This is a genomic window from Ruegeria sp. HKCCD6426 (assembly GCF_057221115.1).
Genome location: NZ_JBWVBF010000002.1, coordinates 310427 through 322750 on the forward strand (window position 1 = coordinate 310427; position 12324 = coordinate 322750).

Consider the following 12324-nt stretch of genomic DNA (forward strand, 5'->3'; position numbering starts at 1 on the left):
GCGCTGCGGAATTGGACGCCCTACGTATAGGTTACGTTACATAGGCCGTTTCGCAGCAACCATAAGAGAAATAGCAATACAGGCTCCGGACATATGTTGGATAATCACGACAAGAACAGCGAATTGGACTTCGAAAACATGTGGAGCCAGATGCAACTTCCACTGCCCGTAGCAGAAGGGTTTGCTACGGACATTGCGTGGATTGCTCAGCACTACCACCCCAAAGACCGACGGATATCGCAACTTCCTGCGAAAGAGCGCAAAGCCATCTACGGCAAGCTAGACAAGACTGTCAGATCCTTGCTGGATCAGCTTTCAAACCTGCCTCCATCTATTCAATGGGAACTTGAAGAGGTTGGAATGGCGAATGAGCCAGAAGATTACTTTGAAAATGCGATGGGTGCTGACCACGAAGGGTTGGATTACGGAGAGTATCTGATTGATGTCCTGAACGAGAAACTTCCCGAGATTGCGTTCTTGATTGGAGACGCACTAGAGCATCACAAGCGCCCACGTGCTAGACCTAAGCAAAACGAAAGTTTGGAAGAAACGATCCAACAACTCGCGAAGGTCTTCCTGCACTATAGCGGGCGCAACCCGATGGAGACTTATCGCTACGACGAACTGGACGAAGACCAGCCTTACAAAAGCGATTTCTTTAGCTTCCTGTATGCATTCTTCTGGGCTGATCAGAGTCACAAATTCCCGACATCGCACACTATCGGGAACACGACATTGCGCGTGTTTGGCTTTAAAAAATAGGGGATGTCATAAATGGACAGATTTTGAGCCATATATGACATTAGAATAATCCGCGCCTACGCTGCATTCTGGTTGCAACGAAACGGCATGCAGCGAGGCGACCATGCAAGCACAGATTGATCCGGACTACTTCGACCGACTTATCGATGAAAAAGAAGCCGCCAGCTATCTTTGCTATTCGGTACGCGCTTTGCAGAACTGGCGGGTTCGGGGCGGCGGACCGATGTTCGTGAAAGTGTCCGGTCGTTCTGTCCGTTACACGCGCCGCGATCTGCAAAAATGGATTGCCGAAAAGCGGGTCGCCAATACCAGCGCCGCACCTTCCTGACTTTCGAGTTTTGCCCGCTCAGAGTTGGCAGCGCTGAGTGGGATTTTGGGGCCGGATGGCTCTCAGGGGCGCGGGGTGTCGCCACCTCGCGCCCTTACTGTGTCTGCCAAACAGTTCGAACAAGGAGTTCACCATGACACAGCAACCCGCTTTCAAATTCAAAATCGGGCTCATCACCGCAACGATCTGGGACAATGATGGGTTTTTCTCAGTCGATATCTCACGATCCTACAAGAACGGGGAGGGCGACTGGCGCACCACCAGCGCGTTTTCTCACAATGATCTTCTGAACGTCGCCAAATGCGCCGAACGTGCAGAGAATTGGATTTCACGCAAGCAGGCTGCAGCCAGCCAATGATACCCGCCGGGCGTCCAGCCCGGCCCCAAAACAATAGCTGCCCCGCCGGAGGCACTATCGAAGGGCGCATCAGCGCCCGCCCCTTTCCAAACCTTTACCATATCGCGCGGCATTCGCCGAAAGAGGGGGGTGATTGTAGCACCCCCCTCTGGAAATACCGAAACCCAAGGAGACCCAAAAATGCAAGTTGTTCATCGAGGCTTCGACACCATCGCACTTTCGATTCAGGCGAATATCTCGCAGGAGTTGTTCGAGGTATTGAACACCGAACGGGAACGAGCCGAGGAAGAGCGGCATCCCATTCCGTTCAGCTATGGTGGCGCGGACTTTGATTTGTTCCCTCACGGTGGCAACGGATATCGCTTTATCCTCAAAGGCGGGCCATTGGACGTAACTTGGTTCTTCAAGAAGCCAAATGCGCGCGACCCGTGGGGCATTCGGGTTTCGGTCGGTTCAACACTCCTTGCGACGCACGGCCTCGGGCACGCGCGTTCCTACATTGATATGACCCTAACAAGGCTCGGAATCCGCTTTGAGTCACATCAAGTCAGCATTGGCCGCGCCGATTTCTGCGTTGATATCCTTGCACCAAAGTTTGAACTAGTTCCTGAAAACTTCGTCATTCACAGTCACACCAACCGCGCCGACTATCTCACAGTTCAGGACGACATGCGCAGCAATGGTAAATCTGGTCAGTTCACATCCGTTACGGTCGGTAAAATGCCGGGACGTCAGGTCATCATTTATGACAAGCGTCGCGAAGTGATCGACACGAAAAAACCGATCTGGTGGGATATCTGGAACACAAACCTTGAGCGGGATGATTTGCCCCCTTTGGACCATTCTGATGCGTCTCAAAGTCGTGTGTGGCGTGTTGAGGTTCGTGCTGGGAAAGATTTGCTCAAGGATCGTTGGCAGATCAGGACATGGCCTCAATTCGATGCCATGTTCGGCGATGTCATTTCCGAGGCGTTGCAGAAGATACGTTACTGTGAGCCTGATCCTGATGACAGCAATCGCGCTCGGTGGTCCAATCATCAAATTTGGGATTTGGTTGCTGGATCGTCGGAGGATGACTTGCTGGAAATGCGCAGCCACATCGACGCAACCAGCGTCAAGCACGTACATCGCGCTGAGCAAATTAGGTTGATCACGGCGCAAATTGCAGGCCTTGGGATCACGCTAGCCGCACTGGAGGATACTCAGGAAAGTGAGCTGGGTGATTTCATGCAAAGTGTTGGAGGCAGGCTCGCAGAGAATGTACAGGCCGATCCCGAGCGCGCCGCAAACAAGCTGCATGAAGCGAAGAACAGATATCGGTTCATTGCGTAAACCACTGACGAGCACCCGCCTTCATTTTTGCCGTGTCCATTTGGGCAGTTTGAGCCCTAAGCTGCCCTAAATCCCAATTCCGCATTTCGCACATGCAGCGGACCGCAATCCGAACAAAGCTGCCATTGTGAAAATCAGGTCGCTTCCCCATCTACTGATATCCGTCTGGGTCGTTAGGGGTGTGTAGCAATGTGCCTTCAAACGCGTCGAGATCATCAGTCATTTGCAGCCAAGGCAACATGCTTTGCTTATTGACGTGAAAAGTCGGTTTGAAATCTTCCGGGTTTTCGAGCGATGCAGCGTAGAGGTGCATACCACCCGGATAGTGATCGGCTTCAAATCCAATGGGTGAGCCGCACGTCCCGCAAAAGTGCCTGAAAACGCCTTTGGAACTTTCATAAGTACAGGGTTTATCACCGGTCCACTCAAAGTTCTCTATTGGCACACCGAACCACGCAACCACCGGCGCGGCACAATTCCGACGGCAGTCATCGCAGTGGCAATAGCATGCCCATGTTTGATCACCCCGGTAGACCCAACTTATTTTCCTACACAGGCAATACCCACGCGTCGCCATTCGATTTTCCTCCAAACCTCCGAAAACATAGGACACAGGCGGGTTTTGAAATGGATATTTTGGGACGTTTCATCAGCGGAAAACGTCGGAGATCAGAGTCAATTTGGGCTCGATGCCGCTGTTCTCTGCGGTGCGCCCTGACTGGCTGAAAGAGCCCCAACCAGACCTTAACCGCACTTTGAGTTTTGCTCGTGCAGAAGGCTCTGAACCACGCAAACCGGACATTCCCACGCGCTTCTCAGATGGCAAGGCAGCGGACAAAGTAGAAATTCACCGCAACTGCGCCAATAGCCGCTTTCGATTCACCAGCCAAATTCGCCGGTTTGGGTTCGAACCGGCGAATGGCACCGCCTCAGCGGGCATGCCCTGCGTCTCAATAAACCCTGTGTTTGACGTCATATGCTAAAATCATCTACATAATTGATAAGAACAGAAATGAGACAATTATCTGTTTTAACGCACAAAATCGACCACGACTGAGACTACCGGAGGACAAAATTGGAAACGGCAGAAAAATTTCAATTTGGACAAAGTGCGCTTTGGCGCGCAGCAGCATATTGTGCAGCAGTTTCGGCCGTTATCTTACTCAATAATCTCCCCGCTGTGGCACAAGAATCAGGAGAAACGAACGCCCAGGTACTCGACGAACCTGAAGCGGACACGGAAACTATCCAAATAACTATTCCACCAATTTCAGAGAAGGCTTTGGAAGTTATTCGCCCGTACTTGGCTGAGCATCCACAGAAAAATGGATTACGTACCTCGGAAAGTACTGCTCTTCCTTTGCCAAATATTCCGCGAGCACTATCGCAAGAGCCTGAAAAAGCGAAGAGCTTGGTCGCGTACGAACATGAAGGTGTTCCGTTATACGGCTATATAAGTGATCCAAAAGTTTCTGAGGCGGCTCATGAAATTGTGGATCGGTACTTGGCCTCGAGTTCAAACAAGTATGATCTGGTAAGGGCAGAGTTTTTTTTCTGTCTTTGTCGACCCTGAAATAGTTTCGGAAGGCATGTTTGTGAAACCAGACGGCTTAGAACTGCCCGAGGAGATAACAGAATTATTTGGCTCAAAGGAACTCCGCAACGAAGGATGCAACGTAGGTAGAATTTACTCCACCAATGAAGATGAAAAAGGTGAGTATGCGGTATGGCTAGTACATGGTGGTGAGTCCAAGGATGTCGATGGAATAGAGTCCTGCCTTCTTATTGCAGCAGCGGCTTCAGCTGGAATTTGGTCGGACGTTTTTACAGTTATGCAGGCAAATGATTTGAGGCAGTTACTGGATGCGCAAATCTTAGGGTAGATGTCACGACCTGCAAACATAACCGGCCCGATCTGCAGTCATCCGGAATTTCAGTATAAAAACTAAAAGTGACGTGGAACGGGTGGTAGAGCGCGAGATCAGCCCAAATTCGAACTGAACCTCATTCGACTGTCCTCCAAGTCTTGTTGAGACTGAGGGCCCGAGAGAAACTCAAAGCAGTCGTCGCGCCAAGGATAGCAGTTTGAGCCCCTTGCTGCCATTGCTGCGTAAATTGGCTGCTGCGGGTGCATTAGGCTGCTAAAAGCACTTTGCCGGCCTTGAGCCCTAGGTGTCGGTCAATTGTCTGAGTGAAATGACCGAATGTCGGCTGCGAGCCCAGAGTGTCCGATGCTGCATCGCCAACGAGTGACCGCTTTCAGACAACCTAAAACGAGTCATCTGGCAATTTGACAAAATCAATCATGCCTTCCGGCGTAGTGACTGGATCACAGTGTTTGCCTCCGGAGTAAGGCATGAAATCTTTGCCAGACTCATACAAAATTCGAAGGCCCGCTAAAATTGGAGCGCGAGCGCTCTTGGGAAGGTTGTTGTAGTCAGCCGCTAAGTTGGTCCAACGAAATTTAAACCAGCCGACGTTGTCTCTGCCCTGTAGTGCATTTGCCAAAAGGAGCGCAGTACAAGGCACGAAACCAGGCGTTGATCGCACGTGAGATACAAGTTCGACGACTTCGCTTGGATACCAAACATCTTTTGGGAACAGGCATGTCTCAGACGAAAGCGCGTCGTTCAGAGCTTCCAGATGCTGGTCGATATCACTTCCGTAATCGGCGGCAGCAACGCTTTTGCGCGTTGGCTCGTCCATTGTCTTGGCGACCTCACACAGTTTGGGAAGTATTTGCTCGGCTGGGCGTGTCAGCCTAGTTTCATGAGGCAGAAAGTACTCTGCCGGTTCATAGCTGTGGGAGAAGTCTTCGAGAATGTCCAAGCCGCGAAGTATTGCGGTGCGAAGATGCCGACGTGAGGCGAGTATTTTCTCTTCCGCCATTTTGGCGAAGTCTTTTGTGTCGCCGCTCCACAATCCCCTTTGAAGATCGTTGACCACGATCATTGCAACTGCGATGTCTGCCCCTTCTGAGGAATCCAAAGCTATGATCGCGAGCCGTTCATAGCACTTTGCGTCTGCCTCGTCTTCAAAGCGACACGACCTTTCCCGAACGATCCTTGGAAACTCCTGACCACCAATCTGAGCAAGCAGAACATCGTCTTGGGCTTGAAGCAACCAAATCAGGTCGAATGCAGCTTGCGCCTGTCGAAATTGAAAGTCTGGACGATCCATGTGTGAAAGCTAGTTTTCCCGAGTGACTATTTTAAGGCATTGAGCGCCCGAACCACCTCAAAAGCCGCCATTCGCTTTTACCATGTGAATGGCCGCTTTGTCCGCATCGCTACTGTCCAAGGCCCCAAAACACTGCATATTTGATTTAAAGTCCGCTTCCTGTGCATTGCCGCCGTCGCTGAGGCCTAGTGCCGCAACCGCAGCGAACGGCAGCTCAGTGGCCGACCTGCTCAAGTCCCGCTTGAGTTTGTCCGGGAGGTTGCACACCCGTGTCCGAGAGCTGCCGCCGCGCTATACCGTTGTGATCCAATAGGCACACTTCAATCTTTGTCACAGTGCTTCCGTATTGCTTCCGGCAAGCCGCACGTCACGAAGCGCGCTCTACACGACTCCGTGTAAATACTTGTTATTATTGAAAAAAGTGGTGAGCCGTGCAGGATTCGAACCTGCGACCCACTGATTAAAAGTCAGTTGCTCTACCAACTGAGCTAACGGCCCACTCTTTTCTGGATCTTGTCGATCCGTGGCGCTCTCTAAGGCATTTTCCCAACCGGGTTCAAGTCCCTAATTTGCACCTCGTTTCACGCGATTTATCAGTGTTTCGCGCGCCCCGATAGGCGGCCTAATTAGGGAGGTGACGCAGGGGGGTCAACCCCTTTTTTCAGGAATCTGCGCGTCAGGGTGGATTCGTTTCTCGACGAGCGTTATATGCCCGCCATGCAAAAGACTCATCCCATAGGCTTGCCCTTCATGAAGATGCACGGGCTGGGCAATGACTTTGTCATTGTAGACGCGCGCGCGCAGGCAGTGGCGGTTACCACGGCGTTGGCCAAGGGAATCGGGCACCGGCAGTTTGGTGTCGGGTTTGACCAATTGGCCGTTATCGAAAACGGCGACGCGGATGCCCATCTGGTTTTCTTCAATGCTGATGGTTCAACCTCGGCAGCGTGTGGCAATGCCACACGGTGTATCGCCCGGTTTTTGATGGATGAGCAGAACAAAAACGAACTGACCCTGACAACCGAACGCGGCACGTTGCTGGCACGGGATGCAGGTAATGGCCTGACCTCAGTCAATATGGGACAGCCGCAACTGGCCTGGAACGAAGTTCCGCTGGCCGAAGAAATGGACACGCTGGAACTACCGATCGAGGGCGGACCAACGGCTACTGGAATGGGCAACCCGCATTGCACGTTTTTTGTGGGAAATGCCGAAGCGATACCCTTGGAAGAGTTCGGGTCCCGCTACGAATACCACCCGCTCTATCCAGAACGCACCAATGTTCAGATTGCGCAGGTGATTGGCCCGGACCACATCCGTATGCGCGTGTGGGAACGGGGCGTAGGGATCACGCTTGCTTCTGGTTCATCCTCCTGTGCAACGGCCGTTGCAGCAGCGCGACGCGGCCTGACCGGGCGCAAGGTGCAGATTGAACTGGATGGTGGAACGATCTGGATCGACTGGCGCGAGGACGGAGTTTGGATGACCGGGCCGACCTGCCACGTCTTTTCGGGAACCCTGACACCCGCGTTTCTGGAAACACTGGGATGAATCCGCCCAAATTCACCACATTGGGCTGTCGCCTGAACGCCTATGAAACCGAGGCGATGAAAGAGCTGTCGCAACAGGCAGGTCTGCAGGACGCCGTGGTTGTGAACACCTGCGCCGTCACCGCCGAAGCCGTGCGCAAAGCGCGGCAGGAAATTCGCAAGCTACGTCGGGAGAACCCGAACGCGCGCTTGATCGTTACCGGTTGCGCCGCGCAGACGGAGCCTCAGACTTTTGCATCGATGGACGAAGTTGATGCCGTCATCGGCAATACCGAAAAGATGCAGCCTGAAACCTGGAAAGGTATGGCGGCCGATTTCATTGGCGAAACCGAGAATGTGCAGGTCGACGACATCATGTCCGTGACAGAGACAGCGGGTCACCTCATCGATGGCTTTGGCACCCGCTCTCGCGCTTATGTGCAGGTCCAGAATGGCTGTGACCACCGTTGCACCTTCTGCATCATCCCTTATGGCCGTGGCAACTCGCGCAGCGTTCCTGCCGGCGTTGTGGTGGACCAGATCAAGAGGCTGGTGGACCGGGGCTATAACGAGGTGGTTCTGACCGGTGTCGACCTGACGTCGTGGGGCGCGGATCTACCCGCGCAACCCAAGTTGGGCGATTTGGTCATGCGGATCCTGAAACTCGTACCGGACCTGCCGCGCCTTCGGATCAGCTCGATCGATTCTATTGAAGTGGACGAGAACCTGATGCGTGCCATCGCGACCGAACCGCGCCTGATGCCGCATCTACACCTATCGCTGCAACATGGCGACGACCTTATTCTGAAGCGGATGAAGCGCCGGCACCTGCGCGATGACGCCATTCGATTTACCGAAGAGGCCCGCAAGCTGCGGCCAGATATGACCTTTGGCGCCGACATCATTGCTGGATTTCCGACCGAGACCGATGCCCATTTCGAGAACTCGCTGAAACTGGTCTCAGAGTGCGATCTGACCTGGTTGCATGTCTTCCCCTACTCCAAACGCGAAGGCACCCCGGCAGCCCGCATTCCACAACAGACCAACGGCAACATCATCAAAGAACGCGCGGCCCGCCTGCGCGCGGCCGGGGATCTGCAGGTGGCAAAGCACCTGACGGAGCAGATCGGGAAAACACATCGGATTCTGATGGAGAACCCGCATATGGGCCGGACCGAACAATTTGCCGAAGTGACATTTGTCACACCAAAGGTTGAGGGTCAGATTGTTGAATCCGAAATCTCCGGCAACACCGACACGTATTTGGTTGCCTGACACGGATCTTATTCAGCTGGTGGCGGCGGACACGGCGGCGGTGTCATAGAGCTCCTCGCATTCGTGACCAGATCATCCCGAAACCGGCAGATGATAACCACCGGCGTTTCCCCCGTCTTGCCGGTTTCTTTGTGCCTCCAGGCTGTCACCGCGACACCAACCACGTGATTGCCCTCGGCGATAGTTTCCTTCATGGTCCAATGCTCCATCTCGAAAATGTCGGTAAGATTTTTCAGGTAGGCACGGCCCAAACCCAGCGGCATCACGCCCACGAGGGTAAGTTGTTCAGGCACCAACTCAAGGTCAGCTGAGCGGGAAATGTTAGCCTTCGCTCCTTTGGCTCCAAGGTCTGCATTCTAGTTGGCTAAAACGGATTCGAATTTGTTGGGGAACATACCCGTGATGCGGTGACCGCGAATTTGATGGTCGAGAAATTCGAGCGATTTGGCTCTGAAGTTACGTGTAGCACCCGTAGTTCTTCGCGTGGAATTTAATCCAAAGACCTGTGGCGTATCAGCAACGATAAATAAAGAACGAACCTTTCTTAGCGTCCACGATGCAAGTGCTTCTGTTAAGCGTAAAGAAAACAATAGGATTCCACGTTAGAGCAGGCGGCGGATGAAAGGCATTATTACAGCCTTGGCAGGGCTTATCCTGATGGGCCTGCCGGTGGCATCAGAAGAAATACAGGTTGGAAATGATACAGGCGGGCGGTTCTTGAGCCGCTTAGTACAGATTGAAATCGCCAATCGGAAGAACGCGCAAGTTCAGATAATCGGTGACTACTGTTATTCCAGCTGCACCTTGCTTCTGGGTGCGGACAACGCGTGCATCGCATCTGATACTACGTTCGGGTTTCATGGCCCTTTTCTTTCGTCTCGAAAAGAAATGACCAGAGATGAATTCGACAGGTATAGCGCTTCGTTTTCCAGCTATTATCCAGAGCCCGTGAGAAGTTGGTTTATGTCCACGGCTAGATATGCCGGGCCAGATGAGCTTCTTTTTATTTCGGGTGAATACCTGATAAGCATTGGCGTGAAGGAGTGTTGAGAACTCCCCGGTGGGCTGCTCCTCTAAGTGGATGGCACAACGCCTTCAGATGCGGTCGGATTAAAAGACTGTTGATGCTCGTCGATATCCTTCGACGGCAACAAGCGGCATCGTTTCAGATGGTCTTTACTTTGGAGTAAACGTGAAAATGCGGATCGGTCAATTGAGCCCGCTTGGAAAACTGTTCAACCCCGTGACTGGGAATGCAGGCATCTGCATTTGCTCCGAAAATCGGAAAATTGGGCTCGAAACGGTCATTGGAAGCGAATGAAGCAGCCGCAGCAAAACCTCTGTTGACAGTCGCCCACATAAGAAAAGCCCCGCGCGTGGCGCAGGGCTTGTCCGATCTTATTGCAAGAACAGAAGTCAGACCGACTTCTTGCCTTTCACCGGCGCCCACAAACGCTTGTTGACCAGATACAACAGCACCGAGAGAACGGTCAGGAACAGAACGCCGACAAACCCGGCATTTTTGCGGTCCATCATCTTGGGCTCAGCTGCCCACATCAGGAACGCTGCTACGTCTTCGGACATCGCCTCGACAGTGGCAGGGTGCCCGTCTGCAAATTCGACTTGATCTTCCGACAGCGGCGGGCCCATCGAAATCCAGCCACCCGGGAAGGCGGTGTTTTCATACAGAACCGCGCCCGCTTCTTCCTTTTCGTGACCAGTGTAGCCATCGAGCAGCGATGCGATGTACTCAGCGCCACCCATGCCTTTGAACAGTTGGTTGATCCCCAGACCGTATGGTCCGTGGAAGCCTGCGCGTGCCTTTGCCATCAGGCTCAGGTCAGGTGCGCCAACACCGTCATTGGCGGGGAAATGATCGGTCGGGATGGCCGGGCGGAAATCGTCCAGCTCCGGATCGAACACTTCGAAGTTGTCAGCCGCATAGGCGATGACTTCTTCTTCCGAATAACCCAGCGCTTCGAGGTCACGAAGCGGGACGTACTTTAGTCCATGGCATGCCGCGCAAACCTCGGTATAGACCTGAAGTCCGCGCTGCAGCTGGTGCTGATCGTAGGTGCCGAATGGGCCTTCGAAAGAGAATGCGAAGTCCTCGATATGCTCATCGCCACCACCTGCTGCGAAGGATGCAGCAGGGGTCAAAGCCAGAGCAAACGCGGCGCCGATTGCAAGTTTCTTGAACATGTTTCCGGTCCCTCTTCTTACTCGGCCGGCGTGGCGTCGGCGTCAGCCTTGCCATAGTGCGCGTTGAAGTCTTCTTCGATGGTTTCCGGCTGCGCCTCGGGTTTCTCGATGACACCCAGGATCGGCAGGATCACGAAGAAATAAGCGAACCAGTAGGCAGATGCGATCAGCGAGAAGGTCGCATAGGGCTCTTCCGCGGGCATCGCACCCAGCCACATCAAGGCAAAGAAGTCGATGATCAGCAGGTAGAACCACCATTTGAACATCGGACGGTATTTGCCCGAACGTACGCTCGAGGTGTCGAGCCAGGGCGCCAGCGCCATGGCCAGGATCGCACCGAACATCGCGATCACACCAAAGAACTTGGCGTCGATGATGCCGCCGGTGATGAAGCTTGCGAACTGTACGACCCAAACCTCACCCGTGAAGGCACGCAGGATCGCGTAGAACGGCAGGAAGTACCATTCGGGCACGATGTGTGCAGGCGTCACCAGCGGGTTGGCTTCGATGTAGTTATCCGGGTGGCCCAGGTAGTTCGGCATGTAGCCGACGATGGCCCAGAACACGACCAGGATAACGGCCAGCGCGAACACGTCCTTGATCACGAAGTATGGCCAGAACGGCAGCGTGTCCTTCTCGGCCTCGGCTTTCGATCCACGGCGCACTTCAACACCTGTCGGGTTGTTGTTGCCGGTGGTGTGGAAGGCCCAGATGTGCACGATCACCAACGCCGCGATAACGAACGGCAGCAGGTAGTGCAGCGAGAAGAAGCGGTTCAGCGTGGCATTGTCCACGGCCGGTCCGCCCAGCAGCCAGGTCTGGATCGCTTCACCCACAAACGGGATCGCGCCAAACAGGCCGGTGATCACGGTCGCACCCCAGAAGGACATCTGACCCCATGGCAGAACGTAGCCCATGAACGCGGTGCCCATCATCATCAGATAGATCAGCATACCGATGATCCACGTGATCTCACGCGGGGCTTTGTACGAGCCGTAGAACAGACCACGGAAGATGTGGATGTAAACGGCAACAAAGAACAGCGAGGCGCCGTTCATGTGAATGTAACGCAGCATATAGCCGCCATTCACGTTGCGCATGATGTGTTCGATGCTGGCGAAGGCCAGATCGACATGCGGAGTATAATGCATCACCAGAACGATACCGGTGACGATTTGCAGCACCAGGCAGAACGCCAGGACGATGCCCCAGATCCACCACCAGTTCAGGTTCTTGGGGGTCGGGATCATGAGGGTGTCGTAAAGCAGGCCGACGATCGGCAGACGGCTGTTCAGCCACTTCTCGCCATTTGTCTTCGGCTCGTAATGATCGTGGGGAATTCCGGACATCTGGGTCTC

14 protein-coding genes and 1 tRNA gene are annotated in these 12324 nt (G+C 53.7%); 9 read left to right on the forward strand and 6 right to left on the reverse strand.

The features are described 5' to 3' along the window. Positions 1-93 precede the first annotated feature (93 nt). The 4 genes from AC2TDA_RS06230 to AC2TDA_RS06245 all read left to right on the forward strand — a co-directional run bounded on the left by AC2TDA_RS06230 (position 94) and on the right by AC2TDA_RS06245 (position 2780). Positions 94-762 (forward strand): hypothetical protein, encoded by a 669-nt coding sequence (locus AC2TDA_RS06230; RefSeq protein WP_480877866.1) that lies wholly within the window; start codon positions 94-96, stop codon positions 760-762. Positions 763-865: 103 nt separating this feature from the next. Continuing rightward, entirely contained in the window at positions 866-1090 is a 225-nt protein-coding gene (locus AC2TDA_RS06235) for a helix-turn-helix transcriptional regulator (RefSeq protein WP_480877865.1), read from the forward strand. Positions 1091-1223: 133 nt separating this feature from the next. After that, entirely contained in the window at positions 1224-1448 is a 225-nt protein-coding gene (locus tag AC2TDA_RS06240) for a hypothetical protein (protein ID WP_170326242.1), read from the forward strand. A gap of 180 nt (positions 1449-1628) precedes the next feature. Beyond that, entirely contained in the window at positions 1629-2780 is a 1152-nt protein-coding gene (locus AC2TDA_RS06245; protein WP_480877863.1) for a hypothetical protein, read from the forward strand. Positions 2781-2931: 151 nt separating this feature from the next. Here AC2TDA_RS06245 and AC2TDA_RS06250 read toward each other — a convergent pair whose 3' ends face one another. Then, positions 2932-3357: a GFA family protein gene (locus AC2TDA_RS06250; protein WP_480877862.1), complete on the reverse strand. Its 426-nt coding sequence runs from the start codon at positions 3355-3357 to the stop codon at positions 2932-2934. Between the two features lie 498 nt (positions 3358-3855). On the opposite strand from AC2TDA_RS06250, the gene AC2TDA_RS06255 reads away from it, so the two are divergent. Then, on the forward strand, positions 3856-4353 hold the full coding sequence (locus AC2TDA_RS06255) for a hypothetical protein (RefSeq protein WP_480877861.1): 498 nt from the start codon (positions 3856-3858) through the stop codon (positions 4351-4353). 22 nt (positions 4354-4375) lie between these two features. After that, complete coding sequence (locus AC2TDA_RS06260) at positions 4376-4663, forward strand: hypothetical protein (protein WP_480877859.1); 288 nt, start codon at positions 4376-4378, stop codon at positions 4661-4663. A gap of 385 nt (positions 4664-5048) precedes the next feature. Here the strand turns inward: AC2TDA_RS06260 and AC2TDA_RS06265 are convergent, their stop codons facing one another. Beyond that, positions 5049-5960 (reverse strand): hypothetical protein, encoded by a 912-nt coding sequence (locus AC2TDA_RS06265; protein WP_480877858.1) that lies wholly within the window; start codon positions 5958-5960, stop codon positions 5049-5051. A gap of 422 nt (positions 5961-6382) precedes the next feature. After that, positions 6383-6458 (reverse strand) — tRNA-Lys (locus AC2TDA_RS06270). A 210-nt stretch (positions 6459-6668) separates the two neighbouring features. On the opposite strand from AC2TDA_RS06270, the gene dapF reads away from it, so the two are divergent. Next, positions 6669-7511 carry a diaminopimelate epimerase gene (gene dapF / locus AC2TDA_RS06275; RefSeq protein ID WP_480877856.1) on the forward strand — a complete coding sequence of 281 codons (843 nt, stop codon included), beginning with the start codon at positions 6669-6671 and terminating at the stop codon, positions 7509-7511. Next, entirely contained in the window at positions 7508-8764 is a 1257-nt protein-coding gene (gene mtaB / locus AC2TDA_RS06280) for a tRNA (N(6)-L-threonylcarbamoyladenosine(37)-C(2))-methylthiotransferase MtaB (RefSeq protein WP_480877854.1), read from the forward strand. The genes dapF and mtaB overlap by 4 nt, the downstream gene beginning before the upstream one ends. An 8-nt stretch (positions 8765-8772) precedes the next feature. Here the strand turns inward: mtaB and AC2TDA_RS06285 are convergent, their stop codons facing one another. Then, positions 8773-9057, reverse strand: coding sequence for a nuclear transport factor 2 family protein (locus AC2TDA_RS06285; RefSeq protein ID WP_480844865.1), 285 nt, complete (start codon positions 9055-9057; stop codon positions 8773-8775). Positions 9058-9382: 325 nt separating this feature from the next. On the opposite strand from AC2TDA_RS06285, the gene AC2TDA_RS06290 reads away from it, so the two are divergent. Further along, the gene (locus tag AC2TDA_RS06290) at positions 9383-9814 is read left to right on the forward strand and encodes a hypothetical protein (protein ID WP_480844866.1); all 432 of its coding nucleotides are present in this window, start codon (positions 9383-9385) and stop codon (positions 9812-9814) included. A gap of 366 nt (positions 9815-10180) precedes the next feature. Here the strand turns inward: AC2TDA_RS06290 and AC2TDA_RS06295 are convergent, their stop codons facing one another. After that, positions 10181-10966 (reverse strand): cytochrome c1, encoded by a 786-nt coding sequence (locus tag AC2TDA_RS06295; RefSeq protein ID WP_480844867.1) that lies wholly within the window; start codon positions 10964-10966, stop codon positions 10181-10183. Between the two features lie 17 nt (positions 10967-10983). Continuing rightward, positions 10984-12315: a cytochrome b gene (gene petB, locus AC2TDA_RS06300; RefSeq protein WP_480844868.1), complete on the reverse strand. Its 1332-nt coding sequence runs from the start codon at positions 12313-12315 to the stop codon at positions 10984-10986. Positions 12316-12324 lie beyond the last annotated feature (9 nt).